Source organism: Rhodanobacter sp. C03 (assembly GCF_002001175.1).
GTDB lineage: Bacteria > Pseudomonadota > Gammaproteobacteria > Xanthomonadales > Rhodanobacteraceae > Rhodanobacter.
This window is the reverse complement of record NZ_MUNT01000001.1, coordinates 52,753-77,243: the sequence shown is the minus strand read 5'-3', so window position 1 is coordinate 77,243 and position 24,491 is coordinate 52,753. Positions and strand designations below refer to the sequence as shown.

Here is a 24,491-nt window from a genome sequence, read left to right as displayed (position 1 = left end):
CCGGTAGGCGCAGCGCCTTCATGCCGATCATGGCGTGACACGGTCGAATCGAAGGAGTCCGTTCGTGCATATCATCCTGGTGGAAGACGATCCCCAGCTTGGCGCCGCCATCCAGCGCGCACTGGAGCGTCTTGCCTATACGGTGAGCTGGCTGCGCGATGGTCGCGAAGCGCTGATCGCACTGCGTGACCAGACGGCCGACCTCGTGTTGCTGGATCTGGGCCTGCCCGGCAAGGATGGCCTGGACGTGCTGCTCGAGGCGCGGCGTTCCCACGTGAAGACACCAGTGATCGTGATGACGGCGCGTGATGCGCTGGAAGCCCGTGTGCGTGGCCTGGATGCCGGTGCCGACGACTACCTGATCAAGCCGTTCCACCTCGACGAACTGGGTGCGCGCATTCGTTCGCTGACCCGACGTGCACACGGCCTGGCCGCGAACCGCATCGAGGTCGGCGCGCTGAGCATCGATCTGGGCACATCTGAAGTTGCCTTTCGTGGTGAGCGTATCGAACTGACCCGGCGCGAGTTCTCCCTGCTGCAGATCCTGATGGAGCGCGCCGGCCGGCTGGTGCGCCGCGAGAGCCTGGAGAATTCGTTGTACGGTATCGACAACATAGTCGGCAGCAGCGCGCTGGAAGTGCTGGTGCACACGCTGCGCCGCAAGCTGAGTTTCGACACGATCCAGACCGTACGGGGGTTCGGCTACATGATTCCAAGGGAGCCGAAGTGAGACTTGCCAGCCTGCATGCCAGGCTGCGCTGGCTGATCATCGTTGTGCTTGCTGCGGTCTTGCTGCCGTTGGGCGTGATGAGCTTCCGTCGGACCATTGCCGAGGTGGACGAACTATCCGACGGGCGCCTGGCGCAGTCGGCCCGCACGCTGCAGGTGTTGATCGAGCATGCCGGCATGCATGCCATCCGTGAGCATGATGCCGAAGGCATCCAGGTACCGATCGAGGCGACCTATCCCAGACCGATGAAAGCACGCGGTCATACGCATGAGTCCGAGGTTGGTTTTCAGATCTTCGATCACTCAGGGCAAGTGCTGCTGGCGACCGCGAACCTGGCGTCGTTGCCGCCACCGGCAGCCAGCGATGCGAATTTCCAGGATGTGCAACAGGGCGGTTACAGCTGGCGCGTATTCACGCTGCACGATATCGCCGACGACATCGTGATTCGTACCGGCGAGCGCTATGACAGCCGCCACGAGATCACCCACTCCATGTGGCTGGAGCACAGCCTGCCGTTGCTGATCGGCCTGCCGCTGCTTGCCCTGCTGGTGGGTTGGGCCGTGCGGCGCGGCCTGCGTCCGCTCGAATCATTGACACGGGCCTTGTCCGCACGGGAGCCGGGTAGCCGCGAGCCGGTGGTATTGCCTGATGCGCCACTGGAACTGCAACCGGTGCTGACCGCGCTGAACGGACAGTTCGTGCGCATGGAGGATGCGCTGGAACGCGAACGCCGCTTCAGTGCGGATGTGGCGCATGAGCTGCGCACGCCGCTCGCCTCAGCCATGATCAATCTGGAAAGCGCGATGACGACGACCGATCCGGTCGAGGCAAACGCGACGCTGGCGAACGCCCAGCATGGTGTAGCGGCACTGGCCCGGCGCATCGAGCAGCTATTGGCGCTGGCCCGGCTGGAGTCGGGTGCGGCGTCAGCTCAGCGCGCGAACGTCGATCTGGTCGCCATCGCCATGGACGTGGTCGAGGAACTGGCGCCGGTGATTGCCGAGAGTGGCGTGGAGCTCAGCGTGGCGCGACATGCGTCGCAAGTGATCATCCAGGGTTACGAGGCAGCCATCGCAGCCCTGCTGCGCAACCTGCTGGAAAACGCCTTGCGCCATGTGCCCGCGGGCGGCCAGGTTCAGCTGTCGATTGATCGGGGTGAGCACGACGCGCTGGTGGACGTCATCGACGATGGCCCCGGCATTCCAGCGGAGCGCCGCGCCAGCGTGTTCGCCCGCTTCCATCGCGAAGCGGGCGGACGTGGCGACGGCTACGGGCTGGGCCTGTCGATCGTGCAGCGTGCGGCGCAGTTGCACGGCGCCACGATCGAGTTGCTCGATTCGCCTTACGGCCAGGGCTTGCGGGTACACGTGGCGATCCCGCTGTCGTCGAAAGCCGCTGCCCGCGACGACAGCGACTTGATCACACCGGCTCAGTGACGTCCGACGGTCAGAATGCTGAAGCTGTCCGGCTCGATCGTCGGCCGGCCGTTGGCCTGCTTGGTGGCACCCAGACGTGCTGCAGAGAGATACAGCATGTGCTGCTTCGGATCTAGCGCGAGCGTGCGCGCGCTGGTCTGCGTGGGAATCGTGGCTGCCACGCTGAAGTGATCCGGATCGTTCTCATGCACCGCGGTGATCGTGCCGCTCTCGCCATTGGAGCTGTAGATCATCGCCTCGGCCGCATCGAACACCACCGCATCCGGGCCATCGCCGATCGCGACGGTCGCCACCTGATGACCGCTCGTGGCATCGGTGATCGCCATCGTGCGGTTGTCGCATACCGAGAACAGGCGGTGATGCGTGGTGTCGATGGCCAAGCCGCTTGGCGATTCGCACGGCGCCAGCGGCCAGGTATGCAGCACCTTGTTGCTGGTCGTGTCGATCTGCACCAGCTCGGACTTGTCCTCGATATTCGCGTAGACGTGGCCCGCACCATCGGATACCGCGAACTCCGGCTTGCCGGGCAGCGCGATGGTGCCGATCACGGCATTCCTGGCCGGGTCGATCACGCTGGCCGTGCCACTCTTGCCGTTGAAGGTGAACACGTGATGCGAGGCGCCGTCATAGACGATCGCATCGGGCTTCTCGCCAGTGCCGGTGATCGTCGCGACGGTTTTCAACGAGCCCAGATCGAACACGGTTACCGACGCGCTCTTGCCATTGCTGGTATAGCCGCGCTGCAGATCGGGCGCGATCGCAATGCCGTGCACACCCTGGGTGTCGGCGATCGTGCCGACCTGTTTATCCTGATCGACATCGATCACCAGCACGCGATCGCCACGACTCACGAAGAGATGACGGTGCTGCGCATCGAAACTCAAATAATCCCAGCCACCCTCTCCAGTCAGCGGCAGCCGCGAAAGCACCTGATAGGCCGGCGCCGGCGTATCCGCCAGGGCCACGTGCGGAAGGCACGCCAGCGCGAGCAGCGCCGGGATAAAACTGCTTAAGCGTAGTTGCATGGTGACACCTCGAATGAGCGGGGAAAGTGGGGAGCTCGCCACTGCAGAATGCCGGTGCAGGCTTATGCATGCCTTAGCCGACTTTTTCTGTATCGCGACGCCGCAACAACGAATACAACACCGGCATCACCAGCAGCACCAACGGCACCTGCACCAGCAGCCCGGCGATGATCGCCACGGCCAGCGGCTGCTGCATCTGTGAACCTTCACCGAGTGCAAGCGCCAGCGGCAGCAAGGTGAGGATCGCCGCCAGCGTGGACATCAGGATCGGTCGCGTGCGGTGCTGGCCAGCCGCACGCAGGGCATCGTGCAACGGCGCCTCGGCAGCGGCCTGCTCGAGTTCGGAGAAATAGAAGATCGCCACTTCGGTGACGATGCCGACGATCATCGTCATGCCCATCATCGCCGAGATGTTGAGCTCGATGCCGGTCAGCCACAGCCCGGCGAAGACTGCCGGGATCGCCAGCAACGGCATCGCCAGGATCGCCAACGCCACGCGGAAACTCTCGTACAGGAACAGCAGCAGGGTGAATACCAGCGCGATCGCCGCCAGCATCACGATGGTCAGGCCGCGGAACGCCTGCTGCTGTTGCTGGTACAGGCCGCCAAGCTGGACGAACATGCCTTTCGGCAGCAGGCCCGGCTGGGCGAGTACTTTCTTGATGTCGACGATGGTGGCGCCGAGGCTGCGCCCGCTGATCAGGCCGGTGACGGCGTCCATCCGCTTGAGATTGTCGCGGGTGATTTCCGGTTGGCCCTGCACCTGCTGCAGCGTGGCCACGCGCGACAGCGGCAGCAAGTGACCATCGCCTGCGCGTATCGGCAGCGCGGCAACCTGTTCCAGTCGCTGGTAATAATTCTCCGGCAGCCGAACGCGTACACCGACCACCTTGCCGCCTTCCGGCAACTGGGCGGCCACCGTACCATCGATCGCTGCCGCGACCTGATCGGTGACACTGGTCGGATCGAGTCCTTCCAGCGCAGCCCTGGCCGGATCGACCTGCACAGTCAATGCATCACCGGCCGGGTTGATGCCGTCGCGCACGCCCACCACACCGGTAATCTTGCCGATCGCGTCGGCGACCTTGCCGGCAGTCGCCGCCAGCTCCGCGGGATCATCGCTGTACAGCTGGATCTCGATCGGCTGCGGCACCGCCACCAGATCGCCGATCAGATCCTCCATCAACTGCGACAACTCGATGTCCAGCCCCGGCACTTTCTGCTCGACTTCGGTGCGCACCTGCGTCATCACTTCTTCGGTCGAGGGACGTGAGCCGTTTTTCAGGCGCACGAAGAAGTCGCCCTGATTCGCCTCGGTGAGGCCGCCGCCCAGCTGCAGGCCGGTACGTCGCGAGTAGGTGTCGATATTCGGGTTCGCGCGGATAATCGTCTCGACCTGCCGCAGCAAGCGGTCGGTTTCCTCCAGCGAAGTGCCGGGCTTGGACAGGTAATCGAGAATGAAACCGCCCTCGTCCATCTGCGGCATGAAACCGGTGCCGACGCGGGTAAAGGCAATCCCGCCGACCAGCAGCAGCGGCAGCACCAGCAACAACACCAGCAACGGCCGATGCAGCCAGCGCTGCAGCACGTTCTGATAGCGCTCCATCATGCTCTTGGCAAAACGACCTTGCGGGTGTTCGACCGAATGGCGCTTGTCCAGAAAGCGCTCGGCCAGCAACGGTACCGCGATCCAGGTCAGCAGATACGAAATGATCAGCGCACTGGCCATGGTCAGCGACAGCGCCTTGAAGAACGCGCCAGTGACGCCGGTCAGGAACGCCAGCGGCAGGAAGATCACCACGGTAGCGGCACTGGAACCGGTCAATGGCCGGGTGAACTCCCACGCGGCGCCGGCGATACGTTCGTGTACTTCACCTTCGCCCTGATTGAGCCGGCGCATGATGTGCTCGAGCATCACGATGACGTCGTCGATGATCAGGCCGACCGCTGCGGCCATGCCGCCCAGCGTCATCATGTTGAAGCTCATGCCCAGTACGGACAGCAGCAGCACGGTGATCGCCAGCACCGCCGGCACCACGATCAGCGCGACCAGGATCACCCGCGTATTGCGCAGGAACACGAACAGCACCAGCCCAGCCAGCACGATGCCGATCAGGATCGCGTCGCGCACGCTGCTGGCCGCACCGGTCACCAGCTGGGTCTGGTCGTACCAGTTGGCGATCTGTACGCCGACCGGCATCTGCGGCGCGTAGTCGGCCAGTCGCTGTTTCACCTCGTTGGCGATCTGTACGCTGTTGCCATCAGGCTGCTGATAGATCTGCAGAAGCACCGCGTTCTGGCCATCCGCGTTGACGCGAATCCACTGCGGCACATGATCGAGACTCACCGCCGCCACATCAGCCAGCCGCACCACCCCGGCGGGGCCGGCACGAACCACGACGTCGCGCAATGCCGCGACGGTGCTCGGCTGGTTGTTCGCCAGCAGCAGGTACAGCTTGTAGTGATCGGAAACGCGGCCCATCGCCTGGATCGTGGCCGCATGGCTGACCGCGCCGGTGACATCGCCAAGGCTCAGGTTCAACGCACGCAGCTTGCCGGGATCGACATCGGCATGGAACTCGGCCACCTCGCCACCTTGCACCTCGACCTGGGCCACGCCATTGATGCCGCTCAGCAGCGGGCGCAGCTGATATTCGGCCAGGTCATGCAAGGCACCCGGCGACTGCGTATGCGAACGCAGGCTGTAGGCCAGCACCGGAAAGGTGGTCGGGTCCATTCGCCGAGTGGACAACTGGGTGCCGGCAGGCAGCTGCGGCAGGATCTGTCCGGCCGCCGCATTGACCTCCTGCAGCGCCGCGCTCATGTCCGCGCCCCAGTCGAATGTCACCGCGACATCGGCGCTGCCGCGACCGGTGGTGGAACGCACGTCGCGCACGCCGTGCACGCGCCGGATCGCCTCCTCCACCGGCGTGGTCACCTCGATCGCCATCTGGTCGGCCGGACGATCGCCCGCATCCAGGGTCAGCTGCACGCGCGGGAATGCCACGTTCGGAAACAGCGCCACCGGCATCAGCAACGCGCTGGCGAGTCCGCCGATCGTCAGCATCAGGAGGAGAAACAACAGCGAACGACGATGCCGCTGCATCCATGCGGTGATGCTCACTGGGCGGACTCCCGCACCGCATCGCCGTCATTGAGTTCGTAGGCGCCGAGAACGACCACTTTGGCCTGCGCATCGAGCGCACCCTGCACGCCGACGGTATCGCCGTCCGGACTGCGCAGTTTCACCGCGATACGTTTGGCATGGCCATGCTCGACCTGGAACAGATAGTCGCCGTGCCCGTCATGCAGCACCGCGGCACGCGGGACGGCCCATGCGCTGAAATCGGCCGTGCGGATCTGCGCATCGACGGCACTACCGGCCAGCAGCGTCGCACTGGCTTCGGCGGGAAGCTCGACCTGGGCACTCAGCAGATGACTCTGCGGGTCAACCGACTGTCCGATCATCCGCAGCGTGCCGACAAACCCGGTCGCGTCATACACATTGCGCAGTTGCACCGGCATGCCCGCATGCAGTTTCGCCGCATCCTCCGGCTGCACGCCGAGCTGGGCGACCAGTGCATGCGCGGGCGTGAAACCGAACAACGGGGCATTCGCCGCAAGGCGATCGCCCAGCCCCACGCTGAGCGTCGTGACCACACCATCGGCGGGAGCCGTGACGGCTTCCTCGGCTGAACCGCCGCCAAGCGCGTGCTGCGCATCGAGTGCCGTCTTGGCATCAGCCAGCGCCTGGCGCGCGGCGGCCAGTTGCGACTGCGTGGCCAGCCGTTGCGCAGCCAGTTGTTCGGTGCGCTTGAGCTCGCCATTGGCCAGGGTCAGCGCACTCTGCGCCTGTTGATAGGTGTTTCTTGCCGCCGGATCGGGAGTAACCGTCAACAGCGGCTGACCGCGTCTGACGGTCTGCCCGGCAGCCACGTTCACGGCAATCACCTGGCCGCCATGCGCGAGACTGATCGTGCGGGCGTGCTGCGGATCGCCGGTCGCGCTGCCCCAGGCCTCGACGGTGTCGTGGAAGGTTTGCTGCACTGGCGTCGCCGTTGTCACCGCGACCTGGCCAGCCGGAGCGGCAGCGTCATCATCACTCGCGGCACCATGGCTGCAGCCTGCCAGCAGCCCAACCAGCAACAGCGCGCACAGATTCGGCAAAGGGACGGTACGGTTCATGGCATGGCTGCTTTGACGGAGACAGGATGGGCGGTGGCGAGGTCGGTATTGCCGAGCAGGGCTTCCAGCGCAATCGCCCGGGTGGCCTGTTGCTGTTGCAGGTCGAGCAGGTCGAGGTCCGTACCCAGCGCATTGCCGCGGATGGCCAGGTACGTCGGCCAGTCCAGCAGGCGCTGCTGCCACGCCGTTTCGGCGGCACGCCGGGCCGCGTCCAGCTGCTGCGCGTGAGCGGCCAGTGTCACCCGTTGCTGCGTCAGCGTGGCGAGATCGGCGACGAGCCGCTGCATGTCGCTGCGGGTATCCAGCACACGTGCTTCGTAGTCGTCCTTCAACTGCTGCCGGGTAGCCTTCTCGATCGCGATGTTGCCGCGGTTGCGGTCGAACAGCGGCAACGTGATGCCGATGCTGAAGCCGCGGGTGGACACGTCGGTGGTATCGCGCGCGGTAGTGAAGCCGATGTTCAGCGCCGGAAACTGGGCGAGTATGGCCGCGCGCAGCTTCGCCTCCTGCGATTGATAACCGGCCTGCAGCGCGAGCAGATCGGGCCGCCGCCGCGGCAGGTCGGCCAATGCCTGCTGCACTTGCTCCGGCGTCGGGCTGGCCCGATACGGCGCGCCAACCAGATCGAGCGGCGCGCTCGGCGCCAGCCCGAGCAGCACATGCAGATCTGTTTCCGCCTGATGCAGCGCGATCGCCGAGTCGGCCAGACGCTTGCGCACATCCGCGCCGGCATTGAAGCCGACGCTGGCACCGTCGTAAGTGAGATTGCCGGCACGCAGGGCCTTGTGGATGGCGGGTTCGAGCGGTGCCAGCGCCGCCTGCTCGATGCGAAGACGCACCTGCTGCGCACGCAGGGTCTGTACCTGATCGAACAGCAATCGGGCCTGTGCCACGCTTTGCCATTCCGCCCACAACAAGGCGAGATTCACCTGCTCGGCCTGGCTGCGCGCAGCCGCGCGACGCGAGGATCGCGTCAGCAGCGCGGTGACGTCTTCGCTGAGACCGAGGTTGTACGCGCTGCTCAGGCCCGGGCCGGGATGAGTGAGATAGTCCTTGCCGAAACTCAGTTGCGGGTCGGGCAGCAGGCCGGCGGAAAACGCCTGCGCGCGGGCGATGCCGAGCTCGTCGCGCTTGACCTTCAAGGCCGGGCTGTTGACCACCGCCAGCATCGCCACTTCGGTCACATCGAGCCCATCCGATGGATCGAAACGATGCTCCGGCAGCGCCAATGCCGGCATCGGTGCTACCGGCGCCGTTAGCTGCATCACGCTGGCTGCACCCTCGCCGGCACCGAGCGACGCCGGCGCATACGTGGCGCAAGCAGACAGCAGCGCGACGGCCATGCCGATCAATACCCTGAGCGGATGAGGGACTGGCGACGTCACAGGAAAGCGATATCGCAACACGATGAGTACGCGTCGTAGGCATTTGGCATGGCGCATGCCCTCATTCTGGCTCGCGTGGCTTAGTTCTTTCTTAAGGATGATCCGACCCGATGGACACAGGCAACGCTGCAGATCACGGATGCATGCCTACCACATGCAGCGAGAGGGTGATGTACGCGCCAGCGCGGTCACGCGCCGTCCTGCGTCAGGGTACGCTGGCTTGGCAGCGCCTTCGCTCATGCGGCGAGTGGCTCAGACGTGTCGACCCAGCCAATCGCCCAGCTGCATCAGCACCTGGCTGCGCCCCGGCTCGGCCTCGTTGAACAGCTCGTGATAAAGCGTGGAAAAATAACGCGTGGTCAGCTGCCGGGTCGGCACCGCAACCTTCGCGAATGCGCGGCTGCCGGAGGGGTCGACCAGTTCGTCGCTGTCGGCCACCAGCAGCAGGGTCGGCACCGACAAGCTGGCGGCATCGGCGATGCACGTCGCACCACTCTGGAAAATGAAGTCGGCCAGTCGTGGCGTGATCGAGCCTGTGCGCAGCGGGTCGGCATGGTAGGCCAGCGCCACTTGCGGGTCGTGCGACAGCTTGTGGAACTTCAAGCTGCTGCGTAGCGGCAGTCGCGGCGCGACGCGGTTCAACACCCGCGCCAGTCGCACCAGCCATGCCGGCTCCCAGCTGCGCAGCGCGGGCGATGACAGCACCAGCGCCGGCGGTGTGACGCGGCCATCCAGCACGGTCCGCGCCGCGACCAGGCCGCCCATACTGTGACCGAGCAGCAATGGTGCGTGCGGCAGGCCGTTGGCGTAGTCGTGATAGACCGTGGCCAGATCCTCCAGCAGATCGTCGGCATGACGCAGCGCGCCGCGCTGACCCGGGGTCTGCCCATGGCCGCGCTGGTCATAGCTGCGCACCGCGTAGCCGCGCTGGTTGAACCATTCTGCAAGTCGTTGATAGCGACCGCTGTGTTCGCCCAGCCCATGCACGATCAGCACCGCAGCGCGCGCTTTCGCCTTGGGCCAGTCGCGCAGAAACAGTTGCTGGCCATCGGCCATCGTCAGCCACGTCGCTGCAACCCCGCCATGCGTATCGAGGCTCTGCGGAGACGATTGCACCGTTTGTTCCACCCTGTCCTCCTATGCGGACGTGTCAATGTTCGTCGACATGCAGGCTCTTCATCAGGATGTCGAGCTTGGCTTTCATGGCGTCCTGCGACTGTGCTCCTTCAACCTGGTAATTGACGTAATAGCGTACCGATGACTGCGCATCCGCTGGTGTCCCAACGACACCCGTGATCTTCATCACGTCGTTCTCGCTGCGCGCAATGCCGTCATACGGATGCTGGCGCTGCACGATCTTGTTCCACTCGCTCTTGTAACTGTCGTCGAGATCATCGGACGGCGCGACACCGCGTGCGATATTGATCGAATCCGGATCATGGGCATTTGCAGCCATCCATGCGTCGCCGACGTCCCACACCACCTTGCCGTGGTCGTTGAAGTAGGTGAAGCCCAGGGTCAACATGCTGTCCGGCTCGATCTTCTGCAGTTCCGGCGTGAAGGCCAGATGCATCCGCTTCGAGGTGTAGCCGAAGCGATGGCCGTAGTCGATATCGATCCTGATGTCCTTGAACGCCGTCGGCAGCAACGCCGTGTTCTTCAGGTAATCCTTCCACTGCGCCAACGTGCCGTCATAGGTGGCAAAGAAGAAATCTGTCAGTGCCTGCATGTTGATCAGGCAGTCGTGCTGCTGGCTTGCCGCCGAAAAGCGCATCATGACCTGGTAACCATCCGGCACCGGCAGCGCGAAGGTCATCACCAGGATGTTTTCATACGACACCGGCCAGACCCTGACCTGCCAGCGCCGCTGCCAGGCATCGGTGTAGACCGTGTCCATGGTCGGCTTGCCCAGCGAGGTGATCTTGACGCTCTCGGAACCGATCCGGCGATTGAGGAAGCCGACCTTCGCCAGCATGTCCATCAGTCGGGTCGGGTCACCATACAGCTGGCTGGCGGATACATTGTCGGGCTTGCGCACATGGAACAGGAGGTTTCGCCCTGCGGCGCCGCCGGGTGTCACATAGCCGTTGTCGGACAGCTTGGTGTTTTCGCCGGATTTCTTCGACAAGGCCCAGGTACCGTTGCTTTCACGGGCAATCAGCGCCGGAAAATCGCCCATCGACGGCATGCCGTGCAGCAACTGGTTGGAGCCGGTACCGTGCGGGAACAGCTTGTCCTGCTCCTTGGCCAGCAGCGTCTTGAGCTGACCGTCGACATAGCCATCGAAGCGCTTTTGATACGTGGCACTGAACTCGGTGAAGCTCAGCGGCAGCGCAAACGAGGTCTTGAAGATGTTGCTCAGGGTCGTGTCGAATACATCGAACTGGTACGGAATCCGCTGATCGATCACCGCCAGATGATCCGGCGCGTCCAGCACCATGCTGATCGGCAGCGCGTAGTTCAGGTTTTCATTCGCCGACTTCATCAACACGATGCCGATGACCTTGCCGTCCTGGTCCAGCAGCGGGCCACCGCTGTTGCCGGGTGAGGCGGCCGCCGAGAAGCGCATCCACTTCCAGCGACCGTCCTGGTCCTCCGGCGTATCGGAGGTGTACAGGCCGTCACGGATCACCACACCCGTACCCAGCGCATTGCCAACGGCGTAGACCACCCCGTTCAAGGCTGGCTTGGTATCGACATCCAGCGCCGCCGCCGTCGGCGGCGGCGTGGCCAGCGAGAACACCACGAAATCCTGCTGCAGCGAATACTTCTCGATCTTGCCGATCGCGTAGACATGACCGCTGGCATCACGCAGGGCTGGTTCGCCCCACAGGCCGCCAATGCCGACCTGCAGCACGTGCGCCGCCGTGACGTAACGGTTGTTGCCCAGCGCGAAGGCCGTGCCGATCGAGTAGTACTTGTCGTTGCGCTCCTGGAACGGCAACAGCTCCATCGGCAACGGCTTGGCGTAGGTCAGCGGATCATTGACCGGCTTGGCTGCGACCACCTCGAACGTGGCCGCCTGGATCTTCGGCAACACGGCCGGATCGAGGCTGGCGGCATGGGCAACACCGCCGCACAGTACAAGGCCCAATAGGCAGCCCAACGCCAGCGCCCGTGAGCCGGCTTTGCGCAGAATCATTTCCAGTACGTGCATGAGCGTCCTTCGCATGAAAGGCGTCGCCGGATTCCCCGACGGGGCCCCTGACCTGCGACGGCCGAGCGTGAATATTGACATGCCGCAACGGCGCTTGCACCGCCACCTGCGGCGGATGCCATGATCGATTGCAGGATCTGAGAAAAGCCCCATATATGATCCGGTGACCTCTTCCCTGCCGCAGCGCGGATAACCACCGATGCGCCTGGCCCCCAATCCCCTGGACGCTTTCCACCCGGCCGTCGCCGGCTGGTTTCGCCACAGCTTCGCCGCACCCACCGCGGCGCAGGCCGCGGCATGGCCGCCGATCCGCGCCGGCCGGCACACCCTGGTCGCCGCGCCGACCGGCTCGGGCAAGACGCTGACCGCGTTCCTCGCGGCGATCGACGCGCTGGTACGTGAAGGCGTGGCGCATGGCGGCGTGCTGGCGAACGCCACCACGGTGGTCTACGTGTCGCCGCTGAAAGCATTGTCGAACGACATCCATATCAACCTGGAAGCACCGCTGGAGGGCATCCGCGCCGAGCTGGAGAAGCTCGGCCTGCCCGACGTGGCGATCCGTACCGCGGTGCGCACCGGCGACACGCCACAGGTGGAGCGCAACCTGTTGCGCAAGCAGCCGCCGCATATCCTGGTGACCACGCCGGAATCGCTGTACGTACTGCTCGGCTCGGACTCCGGCCGCGCAATGCTGGCCGGCACGCGCACGGTGATCGTCGACGAGATCCATGCGATCGCCGGCAGCAAGCGCGGTTCGCATCTGGCACTTTCATTGGAGCGGCTGGAGTCGCTGTGCCAGCGGCGTTTGCTGCGGATCGGCTTGTCGGCGACGCAGAAACCCATCGAAACGGTCGCCGACTTTCTGGTCGGCGCTCCATCACCTTCTCCCCCAAGTGAAATAAGAACCGGGGGAGAGGAGACGAACGCGAGAAGCGACGTCGCCATCATAAATACGGGCCACACCCGTGCACGCGACCTCGCGATCGAAGTACCGCCGGTACCACTCGAGGCGGTGATGTCGAACGACTGCTGGGAACTGGTCTATGACCGGCTCGCCCAGCTGGCGCAGGCGCATCGCACCACTCTGGTCTTCGTCAATACGCGGCGGATGGCCGAACGCGCGGCGCGGCACCTGTCCGAGCGGCTGGGCAAGGAATCCGTCGCCGCGCATCACGGTAGCCTCGCGAAAGAACTGCGGCTGGATGCCGAGCAACGGCTCAAGCGCGGCGAACTGTCGGTGCTGGTGGCCACCGCGTCGCTCGAGCTGGGCATCGACATCGGCGACGTCGACCTGGTTTGCCAGCTCGGCTCGCCGCGTTCGATCGCTGCCTTCCTGCAACGGGCCGGCCGCTCCGGCCACAGTATCGGCGGCACGCCGAAGGCTCGATTGTTTCCGGCCACCCGCGACGATCTTATCGAATGCACCGCGCTGCTTGACTGCGTGCGTCGCGGCGAGCTCGATGCGCTGATCCTTCCGCCGCAGCCACTCGACGTGCTGGCCCAGCAGATCGTCGCCGAAGTCGCCTGCCAGGAATGGGACGAGGATGCGCTGTACGACCTGGTGCGCCGCGCGCATCCGTATCGCGAGCTGGCTCGCGCCGATTTCGACGCCGTGGTGCGCATGCTGGCCGAAGGTTTCACTACCCGCCGCGGTGCGCGCGCCGCGTACATCCACCGCGACGCCGTGCATCGCCAGCTGCGTGCACGTCGCGGTGCACGGCTGACCGCGCTGACTTCCGGCGGCACCATTCCCGATACCGCCGACTACAAAGTGGTGCTGGAGCCGCAGGCGATCATCGTGGGCACCGTGAACGAGGATTTCGCGGTCGAGAGCATGGCTGGCGACATCTTCCAGCTCGGCAACACCAGTTATCGCATCCAGCGCGTCGAGCGCGACCGGTTGCGAGTGGAAGATGCGCACGGCGCGCCGCCGAGCATTCCGTTCTGGCTGGGCGAAGCACCGGGGCGCAGCAAGGAATTGTCGTTCGGCGTATCGCGGCTGCGTGACGAAATTTCCGAGCAGCTGGATGCCGGTGGCGTGCCAGCTGCGATGAAATGGCTCTCCGATCAGCTCGGCTTGAACGAAGCCGCTGCGCAGCAGCTGGCCGACTATCTGGCCCGCGCGAAGGCCGCGCTCGGCATATTGCCGACCCAGCACACGCTGGTGCTGGAACGCTTCTTCGACGAATCCGGTGGCACCCAGCTGGTGATCCACACGCCGTGGGGCAGCCGCATCAATCGCGCGTGGGGCCTTGCGCTGCGCAAGCGCTTCTGCCGCCAGTTCAACTTCGAGCTGCAGGCGGCGGCGACCGAGGATGCGATCGTGCTGTCGCTGTCGACCAGCCACAGCTTCCCACTGGAGGAAGTCGCGCACTACCTGCATTCGAACACCGCCGAGCACGTGCTGATCCAGGCCCTGCTGGATGCCCCGCTGTTCCCCGCACGCTGGCGCTGGAACGCGGTGACGGCACTGGCGCTGCCGCGCTTCACCGGCGGCAAGAAGACGCCGCCGCCGTTGCAGCGCATGAAGAGTGAGGACCTGCTCGCCGCCGTGTTCCCCGACCAGGTCGCCTGCCTGGAAAACATCGTGGGCGAGCGCGAGGTGCCGGATCATCCACTGGTCAACCAGACCATGCACGACTGCCTGCGCGAAGCGATGGACGTGGATGGCCTGCTACAGGTCCTGCGTGGCCTGGAGAACGGCGAAATCGGTGTGATCGCGCGCGACCTCACCGGGCCGAGCCCGCTCGCCGCCGAAGTCTTGAACGCCGCACCGTACGCCTTCCTCGACGACGCGCCGCTGGAAGAACGCCGCACCCAGGCCGTGCAAACGCGTCGCTGGAATGAAGGTGAGAGCGCCGACGATCTGGGCCGGCTCGATCCGGAGGCGATCGCCGCCGTGCGCGACGAGGCGTGGCCGCAAGTGCGCGATGCGGACGAGATGCACGAGGCGCTGACGTTGCTGGGTTTCGTGACAGCCACTGAGGCCGCCGCCGGCTCTGGCTGGGGCCAACGACTGCAGGCACTGGCCCGGAGCAGCCGAACAACTCTGCTCACCATCGAAACTGTAGGAGCGGCTTCAGCCGCGACGCGATCGCCGGTCGCGGCTGAAGCCGCTCCTACAACAGAAAGACAGATCTGGACATCGGCCGAGAAGTTGCCGCTGTGGCAGACCGTGCATCCTTCCGCGTCGATGCAACCGCCGATCACCGCTCCCGTCGAATACGCCGCGCAGACTTGGGCGCGCGAGGATGCCTTGCTGGAACTGGTACGCCATCGTCTCGGCGGGCTCGGCCCGGTCACCGTGGCGACACTGGCGGGATCGCTGGCAGTCGAAGCAGGCGACATCGAACACGCCCTGCTTCGCCTGCAGTCCGAAGGCTATGTGATGCAGGGTCGCTTCACCACCAACACGACCGCGACGGAATGGTGCGAGCGGCATCTGCTGGCGCGCATCCACCGCTATACGCTCGGCCGGCTGCGCCGCGAAATCGAGCCAGTCAGCCGGCGTGAGCTGATGCGCTTCCTGTTCGATTGGCAGCACGTGTCGGCGACGACCCGACTGCGTGGGCCGGATGCATTGAGCGCCACGCTGGCGCAGCTGGAAGGCTTCGAGGCGGCCGCTGGTGCGTGGGAAACGGAAATCCTGCCGGCGCGCATCGACGATTATTCGATCAGCTGGCTGGATGAACTGTGCCGCGCTGGCCGGATCAGCTGGGGCCGCCTGCGTGCCGGCAGTGGTGGTGGCGGGCCGTTGCGCAGCACACCGATCGTGCTGTTGCCACGCCGCAGCATGAATGCCTGGACGTCCATCGCGGCGGACGAGAACGGCCAGGACATTCTGCTGTCGTCACGCGCCCAGGCAGTCGCCGAAACACTGCGCGAGCAGGGGGCGCTGTTCTTCGATGAGCTGCTCGGCGTCACCCACCTGCTGCGTACCGAACTGGAGGACGCGCTGGGCGAACTGGTTGCCGCCGGCCGCGTCAGCGCGGACAGCTTCGCCGGCCTGCGCGCGCTGCTGCTGCCGGCGGCCAAGCGCGATGGCGGTCGGCATCGGCGCCTGCGTAGGCACCTGCTCAACGGCATCGAAGATGCGGGACGCTGGTCGTTGACGCGCAGCACGACGAAGATCGCCTCGCCCCTACCCTCTCCTGCCCGCAAAGGAGGGGCCAAGCCAGATCCCGAGGCGATCGAGCATATCGCGCGCACCCTGCTGCGCCGCTACGGTGTGGTGTTCTGGAAACTGCTGGAGCGCGAGGCGCCGTGGCTGCCGTCGTGGCGCGAACTGCTGCGCGTGTATCACCGGCTGGAGGCACGCGGGGAGATTCGCGGCGGCCGCTTTGTCGAAGGCCTGGTCGGCGAGCAGTTCGCGCTGCCCGAAGCGATTGCACCGCTGCGCGCGGTGCGTCAACGTGCAGACGACGGCGAGCTGGTCTGCCTCAGCGGCTGCGATCCATTGAACCTGGTTGGCACCGTGCTGGTCGGCGACAAGGTGCCGGCGCTGGCCGGTTCGCGCGTGCTGTATCGCGATGGCGTGGCGATTGCGGCCCTGGTTGGCGGCAAGCTCGTGCCGCTGATCGAATTGTCCGGCGCCGAAACCCAGACCGCGAAACACGCACTGCTGCGGCATCCGCCGTCACTGCCCGATACGCTGACTGCAGCGCGCTGAAACAAGGACTGATCCGATGGGCTGTCTCCCCATGCTGCTGTTGTTTCCATTGGGCTTCGGCGTGGGCTATTTGATCGCCGGTCAGAACGGTGCGATGTGGGGCGCCGGCATCGGCTTCGTGCTCGGCCTGCTGGCGATGGCCCTGTTCATCAAGGCACTGCGCGGCCGGCGCTGACGACCTCAAAGCTTGAGATGGATATGCCGCCGGTCCAACGCGTAGACGATCAGCCACCACACCGCCACGAACACCAGCGCAAACGCCAGTGAGGGGATATCGGGCCCGAACAGCGGCGTCATCCAGTTCGCGAACAGGTGACGGTACAGCGATGCCAATCCCAACCCGGGCAGCAGGATCTGCATCAGTTCCGAGCCGGCATAGGCGGCGATCGCATTGACGCCGAAACGCCGCCCGAGTGCCGGCCAGCCACACCGATCAATCATCCAGTGGAATGCCAGCAGTGTCAGCGCAGCCCAGCCCGCGCACCACAGCACGAACGAGGGCGTCCACAGGTTCTTGTTGAGCGGCAGCCACAGCGACCACAGCGCACCGAGCAACAGCGACAGCACACCGGCGATCAACAACCACTTGAGTTTTTCCTGGCGCAACCAGCAGCCCGCGCGCAGTCCGAGCAAGGTGCTGGCCAGCGCCGGCAGCGTGCTGAGCAGGCCTTCCGGATCGTGGCCGCGACCCGTGGCTGGATCGAGCAGGTAGACGAAGCGACCGAACACCGCACTGTCGGTGCGGCTGACGATATTCGCCCATGGCTCCAGCGAACCGCCGGCCAGCAGCAGGCCCCAGTAACCGAACAACAGCAGCGCGATCGCGAGCCATTGCGTGCGCGGCTTCGTGTGGATCGCGAACAGCGCCACGCCGGCGAAGCACAAGCCGATCCGTTGCAGCACACCGGGGAAACGCAGATGCACGCCATGCATCAACAACGCTGCCAGCACGTTGATCGCCACACCCAGTACGAGGATGCGCAGCGCGCGCCACAACGCCGCGCGTGTCAGTGTCAGCGGCGACGAACCCTGCTCCAGCCGCGGCAGGATCGCCAGCGCCACCGACACGCCGACCACGAACAGGAAGAATGGAAACACCAGGTCGGTCGGCGTGCAGCCATTCCATGCCGAATGATCCAGCGGCGCGTAGACATGACTCCAGTCGCCGGGATCGTTGACCAGCAGCATCGCCGCCACGGTGCAGCCGCGCAGCGCATCGAGCGAAGCGAGCCGCGGCGGCGCTGCGTTCACAGCTTCGTAGTGCCCGGCATCAGTGTCACCCGATCCAGCGCATACAACGGACCGTCGATCGGCGCGGTATAGATCAGGCACAGCGCATGCTCGCCCTGCTGCGCGGGCAGCGCCGCATCGAGCGTGAAGCGGCGCGCACTGTGCGCCGGATCGGGCAGCGGCAAGCTGGCCAATACCGAACCATCGCATTGATCCTGATGCACCACCAGCTCGCCGAACGGCGTGCTGTGCGGGCGTGACACCACCAGTTTCTGCTCATGCGCCAGCGCATAGTTGCGCTCGATTCGTACCGCCTCGACATGGATCGACGCGACACCCTGCATTGGCGTAGACGGATACAGCTGGCAGCTGTTGAACACGTTGATGCTGTACACCGGCGCCAGCGAAGTGGCATCGGGCATTGGCTGCACGCGCAGGCGGAAATCGCTGCCCGGACAATTCGGCATCTCGTTGCCGGCGAGGCTGAGCAGACTGGCCCGATCGAACACGCGCTCACGTGACGCAGCCAGCTCGACACCGTCGGTGGCAAATGCCGCCGCGCGCACCGTCAGCGGCAACTTCACCGCGAACGGCGCCTTGTACACCGGTGCGTTCCGGTCAGGCGCGCGGCCGTCCAGCGTGTAATGCAGTTCACCGTAGCCGGCCTGATTGGACAGCGTGACTTGCGTCGTACCGCTGGTCAGAGCGGCACTCCGATCTATCTTGATGTCCGGCGCGAACGCACTGTCGGCATAGCCGATGTGCTGCGCGCGATAGCGCGCGAACTGCGCCGGCAGCCGGTCGAGGAAACCGTTCCAGTCGCGCGATGCGGCCGGCGACCAGTCCACTTCACTCAACGCATCCAGCCGCGGGAACACCGCATGCTCGACATGCTGCATCGTCGGCATGTGCTCGGTCCACACGTTCGCCTGCGCGCCCAGCACATGGCTGGCCTGCGCTGCATCGAGATCCGTCGGCACCGGCTCGAACGCGTATATGTGGGCCAGACTCTGCGCGGGAATGCGCCCGGCCGTCTCGTCGGCGTTATCGCTTTGCAGCTGATCGAAGTACAGATCCGGTGCCGGCGACAACACCACGTCGTGTCCCTGCTGCGCGGCCTTGATCGCGCCCTTGCTGCCGCGCCACGACATCACGGTTGCATCGGCCGGCACGCCGCCGTCGAGAATCTCGTCCCAGCCCACCAGCTGCCGGCCGTGCGCGGCCAGGTACTGGCCGATGCGATCGATGAACCAGCCCTGCAGCGCATCCTCGTCCTTCAGCCCCAGCGCATGCATCTTCGCCTGCACCGCAGGCGAGGCTTGCCACTGATCCTTGATCGCCTCATCGCCGCCGACGTGGATGTACTTCGACGGGAATAGCGCCATCACTTCATCAAGCACGTGGTCGATGAACTCGAAGCTGCCGTCGTCCACGTTGTACAGGTAGGGATTGACGCCCCAGTCGACCGATACCGGTGGACGCTTGCCGGTCACGCCGAGCTGCGGGTACGCCGCCACCGCGGCCTGCGCATGACCGGGCATGTCGATCTCCGGTACTACCGTGATATGGCGCGCGGCGGCATAGGCAACGATCTGGCGGATCTGCTCTTGCGTATAGAAACCGCCATAGCGCAATGGCTCGCCGTCGTGTCCCGCATCCGGCGGCGTGCGCCATGCGCCAACACGAGTGAGTTCGGGGTAGCGCTTGATCTGGATGCGCCAGCCCTGGTCGTCGGTGAGATGCCAATGAAACACGTTGAGCTTGTGCTGGGCCATCTGATCCAGCAATCGCTCGATCTCGGCGACCGATTGGAAATGTCGCGCAGAGTCCAGCATCAGCCCGCGCCAGGCAAAGCGCGGCTGATCGCGGATATGCAGCGCCGGCACCTGCACCGGGCCACGTTTGGCGTCCGGCGTCATCAATTGCCACAGGGTGATGGCGCCGTAGAACAGGCCGGCATCGTCCCGCGCGCGGAGGTGCAGGCCATCGGGCGTGACGTCGATCGCATAGCCTTCCGCGTGCGCCACCGGCGCGTCGGCTTCGCGCGACAACATGATGGCACCGCGCGACGGCGCCGCGCGCACCTTCACTTTCAGATGCAGCCCGCGCGTGCGAGTCAGCAAGTCGGCGAGGTACTGCGCGGTCTGCCGCGTGGCGGCATCATGCGCGGGCACCACGATCGTCGTGCCGTCGGCGACCGGGAACGCGCCGCTGGCGACCTCGATTTGTGCCGGCATCGGCAGCAACGGCGGCGTGGCCGCATGGGCCGCACCCAGCAGGGCGACGATGCTGAAGACGAAACCGGCGATTTTCATCAAGGCTCCCGGATAGAAAAGTGTGCGTTGGAAAATGGGAAATGGGCGGCCGCATGCGGCTACTGTGGTCCGGACATGTCACGCTCAAAGATGGTTGCGCGCGCCCTGCTTCAGCTGTTCGATGCATTCGGGGGTCAATGGACCGAGCACACCGCGGCGTTGCTCGGGAATGTGTGCGAGGGATTCCTCGTCGCCGAACACGTAATAATCCAGCAGGTTGCGCCAGTGGGCCCGCTCCGCCGGCGGCAGCGCCCGGAACGCAAGCAGGCAGTGGTACAGCGCGGCCTTGGCGTGGCCGGTATGGTAACCATCGGCGTCCAGCGGACTCCACCAATAGTTCACCAGCGCGTTGAGATCTTGCAGCGACTCCACGTTGTGCCACCACAGCGGCGGCATGTAGAGCGCGTCGCCCGGGTGCAATTCGGCAACTTGCGCCACCGCGAGCGCCTGCTGCAGGCGCGGGAAACGTGGATCGTGCGGTCGGTCCAGCCGGGCCATGCTGATCGCGGCGCCGGTCGGCGCGTAGTCCAGCGGGCCGATGTAGAGGTTCGGCAACTGATCCGGCGGGAACAGCGTGAAGCGGCGTACACCGCACACCACGCAAGCGATGTTGTGCATGGAATCGAAATGCGTGGGCGTGGTGACCCGGTTGCCGATCCAGATGCGCGGCTCCACACCGGGCAGCAACGGCAGCGCGTGTTCCGCCAGGAACCCCGGCAGGCATTCGCGGATGCGTGCGCTCTGGATCACCATGCCGGGCGCATCGTCGCGCCGGCTGTACTTGGCCAGCCGCTGCAGGCCGAGCGTCACCGGCACCTTGAAATGCTGGTAGCTGAAACCATCCAGTTCGGGCGCGTAGCCGATCATGCCGTCGGCCTCCGGCGCCACCATCAGGGTGCTGACGTCGCTGCCGTTGTCCAGTTCCGCCAGGCGCTGCGCGAACGCCGTATCCGATTGCAGGGCGAGCTTCACGATCGGCCAGTCGCGCACCAGGCCACGAATCACCAGCGGCCGATCGTGCCCGACCAGATCATCCAGACTGAATGGCCGGCCGTCGACAGGACGGTATTCCTCGATCGCGGCAGGCACGGGCGTCGCGCCGGCAGGTTCACTCATGATTTTTCCTCCGCCTCTGTCCGGGGTCGCCCAGCGATTATTGCCAACTTCGCCGCGCCGGGCCGCCCTTCATGGTGCGCCAATCTGCTTCCACCTGTGGGCATTCAAACAAAACTGCGATGCCGGCGGGGCCGACATCGCAGTGGGTAACGAGCTTGGCTGCTTTCCTCACGCTCCCTCCGGCAGCTTCCGCCGGGAAAAAGCGGACCTGGCAAAGGTGCCAGGTCCTTGGGGAAGAACACGGCTCAGAGCTTGAAGTTCACGGTCAGGTAGTACTGGCGACCGTTCGTGTAGAACGCTTCCGGCACCTTGCCGAAACCGAGACCGGCCTGGGAGCCGACGACGTAGTAGCGCAGCGTCGGGTTGTTGAGGTTCATCGCGTCGAACGAGAAGCTCACGTGGTCGTTAAGCGTGTAGCCGGCCGAGAATGACAGGTAGCCCGCGCCCGCCTGGTAGTACGGCAGCAAGGGCATGGTGTTGCCGAGCGAGCCGGTCGTCACCGGCATCATGCCGTCGTAGAACGAGGAGCGGTACGTGTAATTGATGCGTGCGTTCCACTGCTTGTTCTCGAAGAAGGCGGACAGGTTGGCCGTATTCTTCGAAGTACCGAACAGTGGACGGTTGCCCGCGGATACACCGGTGCCCTGCGTGCCGTCGGCGTTGTAGAGGTACGTGCCGCCGGACGAATGGCCGTTGCTGTAGGTATAGTTGACCGACGTGCCGAAGTGCTCGCCGATCGGCTGCACCCAGTTCAGCTCCACGCCCTTCAGGTTGCCATTGACGTTGACCGGGATGCTGACCAGGTAATTGCTGTAGACCGGCGTGTGGGAGGGGTTGGGGTAGGTGGTGCTGCCGCCGTAGGTCAGGTAGTTGTTGAGATAGGTTCCGGTGGTGGTGCCGTAGTCGTAGTAGTTGTTCAGATCCATCGCGTACACGCTGGCCGACAGCAGACCACGCTCCGAGTAGTACCACTCCAGCGATGCATCGAAGTTGGTCGAAAGGATCGGCTTCAACCGTGGATTCGGACCGCTGCCGGAACCCTCGCCGGTTGGACTCTGCGGGTCACTCAGCGACAGGAAGCCCGCCAGCTGGCCGTAGTCCTGACGCGTCAGCGTCTGCGAGGCGGCGAAGCGTGCCAGCAGGCTGCCATCGTCGTTCAAGTTGAACTTGAGATTGAAGCTGGGCAGCAGCTTGCCGTAGTGATGGCTGTAGTAGTTCCAGTACCAGCCGGAGGGATAGAACGCCGAAGGCGGTGTGCCCTGGGCGTAACTGGCTTCCTGGATCGTCGGGCTGGTGTAACCGATGTCCTCGGTGGTGCCGACGTAGCGCACGCCGGCATTGCCACTCCAGCGGTCGCCGGCGAAATTGACCTGCATATAGGCGGCGTCGTTCTTCTCCGACATCGAGTAAATGTCATTCGGATAGAAGCGCGAGGTTCCCGGATCGTTGGTCACCTTGCGGTTCGCATACACCGCGTTCAGTGCCGCCAGCTGTGCGGGCGTCCAGTACCAGATGCCGCCCGGCATCTGACCCACGCCGAGATCGCCGGCGAAGCTGCCGGGATAGTTGCTGCTGCTGGCGGGCCAGATGGTGGCGTTCGGAGAGGTCGATATGTCGGTGGCAAAGTTGGGGCCCTGGGCAATCGCCGTCGGGCTGTCGTGCGTGTGCTTGGCGTAACGTGCGCCGAACTGCAGCGAGGACAGCGGGCCGGCATCGTCGAAGTCGAACTCGCCGTCGGCCTGGAACCAGTGCTCCTTGTCGATGACGTGAACGTCCTGATCGCCGAAGATCCAGTCGAGACCGACGGTGGCCGGGTTGTAGACACTGTTGTTGCCGCCCAGCGTCCAGTTCAGCGGCTTGCCGAGGCCATTCATCGAGTAGCTGGCACCCTGGCCGTAGCCGGTATCCATCTCCATGACGTCCTGAGTCGGCGTGTTGCCGGTGCCGCGGGTGTAGCCGCCCTGGAACTTGAAGTTGAGGTCCTGAGTGGCCTTCCAGTCCGCGTCCAGCGTGACGTACGCGCTGGATTCGCTCTCGCCCGGACGCGAGATCATGTCGTAGATGCCCTGCGACACGCCTTCCTGGCCTTGCGCCACCGCGCTGGTGAGCACGTTGCCGTCGAGGGTGTAGCTGGAGAGCGTGTCACCTGGCAACTTGTCGCGCAGGCGCAGCATGTAGTTGCGGTTGTAGTCGGTGGCGTCCATCTTGGAATAGAAGCCATCGAGGTTGAAGGTGAGGTTGTCCAGCGGCTTCCACTCGAGGTCGATCGCGCCGCCCTTGCGCTTGCGCTCCTGAGTGAACAGCGCAGCGCCGGGCAGGTTGGGATAAAACACGCCGGTGCTGGCGCTGCCGGGCCGGGCCGGGCCGAGGCCTAGCTGGGTTGCCAGTGCCGAACCGGTCGGAATGTACGAATAGCCGAGCATTTCCTGGCCATCACGCTGCAGGTCGCGGTCTTCATAGAAGCCCTGCAGCATCACGCCGAACGTGCTGTCGCTGTTCTTCCAGTTGACCAACCCGCTGAACTGCGGCTTGCTGTCGCCTGGCAAGTCGGAATACACCCCGCCGACGCTGGCCTCGGCGGAAAACTGCTTGCCGAATTCCAGCGGCTTGCGGGTGATGATGTCGATCGAACCGGCGGCGCCGCCTTCCAGCAGGCTGGCCTCGGAACCCTTGTGCACCACCACCTGGCTGACGATTTCCGACGGGAACATCGCGTAGCTGACGCTGCGGCTGCCGCCGCCGCCGGTGATGAACCAGTCGCCTGAGGCGACCGTATGGCCGTTGAGCGTGGTCAGGGTGAGCGAGGGCGCGCTGCCGCGAATGCTGGCGCGATCGGCCTCGTCGAAGCCGCCTTCGGCGCCGGCCGCGTCGGAGATGTTCACGCCCGGCAACTGCGCGATGGTGTCAGCCACGTTCTTGGCGGGCAGCTTGCCGATATCTACGGCGGACACCACCTCGATGTGCGAGACGGAATCTTTCTTGGTGTCGAGCGACAACTGCTGGCTGGCGCGGATGCCGGTGACCATGACCGTGCTTAGCGTCTTGGCATCCTTGGCCTTTGCCTTGGTCTCGTTCTGCTGGGTCTGGCTGGTGCTGTCCTGACCGTTGTCCTGCGCATAGAGCGCGCCGGTCGCGCACAGGCTGGTGATGATGCTGGCAGCGAGTAGTGTCTTGCGGTAATTCATGATGTCCTCCCCTCAGAGGTAGCTCGAATCAAGACCGGCATGGCACGGTCGTGGACTG

The 24,491-nt window shown here is 65.0% G+C and carries 14 protein-coding genes; 4 read left to right on the top strand and 10 right to left on the bottom strand.

The genetic code is table 11. The annotated features are described in order from the left end of the window. Positions 1-64: 64 nt before the first annotated feature. Together B0E48_RS00290 and B0E48_RS00285 are read left to right on the top strand one after the other, a co-directional pair. Positions 65-730 (top strand): response regulator, encoded by a 666-nt coding sequence (locus tag B0E48_RS00290; protein ID WP_077515471.1) that lies wholly within the window; start codon positions 65-67, stop codon positions 728-730. Further along, positions 727-2,166, top strand: coding sequence for an ATP-binding protein (locus B0E48_RS00285; RefSeq protein ID WP_077515470.1), 1,440 nt, complete (start codon positions 727-729; stop codon positions 2,164-2,166). The genes B0E48_RS00290 and B0E48_RS00285 overlap by 4 nt, the downstream gene beginning before the upstream one ends. Here the strand turns inward: B0E48_RS00285 and B0E48_RS00280 are convergent. From B0E48_RS00280 to B0E48_RS00255, 6 genes are all read right to left on the bottom strand, one after another. Beyond that, positions 2,160-3,191 (bottom strand): YncE family protein, encoded by a 1,032-nt coding sequence (locus tag B0E48_RS00280; protein ID WP_077515469.1) that lies wholly within the window; start codon positions 3,189-3,191, stop codon positions 2,160-2,162. The two genes, B0E48_RS00285 and B0E48_RS00280, sit on opposite strands and share 7 nt — an antisense overlap. 73 nt (positions 3,192-3,264) lie before the next feature. After that, on the bottom strand, positions 3,265-6,315 hold the full coding sequence (locus tag B0E48_RS00275; protein ID WP_077515468.1) for an efflux RND transporter permease subunit: 3,051 nt from the start codon (positions 6,313-6,315) through the stop codon (positions 3,265-3,267). Next, a complete protein-coding gene (locus B0E48_RS00270; RefSeq protein WP_077515467.1) occupies positions 6,312-7,376 on the bottom strand; it encodes an efflux RND transporter periplasmic adaptor subunit in 1,065 nt (354 codons plus the stop codon). Before B0E48_RS00270 ends, B0E48_RS00275 begins: the two co-directional genes overlap by 4 nt. Continuing rightward, complete coding sequence (locus tag B0E48_RS00265; RefSeq protein WP_254423792.1) at positions 7,373-8,719, bottom strand: TolC family protein; 1,347 nt, start codon at positions 8,717-8,719, stop codon at positions 7,373-7,375. The genes B0E48_RS00270 and B0E48_RS00265 overlap by 4 nt, the downstream gene beginning before the upstream one ends. 294 nt (positions 8,720-9,013) lie before the next feature. Continuing rightward, a complete protein-coding gene (locus B0E48_RS00260) occupies positions 9,014-9,817 on the bottom strand; it encodes an alpha/beta hydrolase (RefSeq protein ID WP_139350163.1) in 804 nt (267 codons plus the stop codon). 94 nt (positions 9,818-9,911) lie between these two features. Continuing rightward, the gene (locus tag B0E48_RS00255) at positions 9,912-11,903 is read right to left on the bottom strand and encodes a serine protease (RefSeq protein ID WP_254423791.1); all 1,992 of its coding nucleotides are present in this window, start codon (positions 11,901-11,903) and stop codon (positions 9,912-9,914) included. A gap of 214 nt (positions 11,904-12,117) precedes the next feature. On the opposite strand from B0E48_RS00255, the gene B0E48_RS00250 reads away from it, so the two are divergent. Together B0E48_RS00250 and B0E48_RS17710 are read left to right on the top strand one after the other, a co-directional pair. Further along, entirely contained in the window at positions 12,118-16,587 is a 4,470-nt protein-coding gene (locus B0E48_RS00250; protein ID WP_077515464.1) for a DEAD/DEAH box helicase, read from the top strand. A gap of 16 nt (positions 16,588-16,603) precedes the next feature. Beyond that, positions 16,604-16,762, top strand: coding sequence for a hypothetical protein (locus tag B0E48_RS17710; RefSeq protein ID WP_168170263.1), 159 nt, complete (start codon positions 16,604-16,606; stop codon positions 16,760-16,762). Positions 16,763-16,767: 5 nt separating this feature from the next. On the opposite strand, the gene B0E48_RS00245 is transcribed toward B0E48_RS17710, so the two are convergent. The 4 genes from B0E48_RS00245 to B0E48_RS00230 all read right to left on the bottom strand — a co-directional run bounded on the left by B0E48_RS00245 (position 16,768) and on the right by B0E48_RS00230 (position 24,433). Then, positions 16,768-17,838 (bottom strand): DUF5009 domain-containing protein, encoded by a 1,071-nt coding sequence (locus B0E48_RS00245; protein WP_139350105.1) that lies wholly within the window; start codon positions 17,836-17,838, stop codon positions 16,768-16,770. After that, positions 17,835-20,132 carry a family 20 glycosylhydrolase gene (locus B0E48_RS00240; RefSeq protein ID WP_077515463.1) on the bottom strand — a complete coding sequence of 766 codons (2,298 nt, stop codon included), beginning with the start codon at positions 20,130-20,132 and terminating at the stop codon, positions 17,835-17,837. The genes B0E48_RS00245 and B0E48_RS00240 overlap by 4 nt, the downstream gene beginning before the upstream one ends. An 84-nt stretch (positions 20,133-20,216) precedes the next feature. Further along, the gene (locus B0E48_RS00235) at positions 20,217-21,248 is read right to left on the bottom strand and encodes a cupin-like domain-containing protein (RefSeq protein ID WP_077515462.1); all 1,032 of its coding nucleotides are present in this window, start codon (positions 21,246-21,248) and stop codon (positions 20,217-20,219) included. A 245-nt stretch (positions 21,249-21,493) separates the two neighbouring features. Next, complete coding sequence (locus tag B0E48_RS00230; protein WP_077515461.1) at positions 21,494-24,433, bottom strand: TonB-dependent receptor; 2,940 nt, start codon at positions 24,431-24,433, stop codon at positions 21,494-21,496. Positions 24,434-24,491 lie beyond the last annotated feature (58 nt).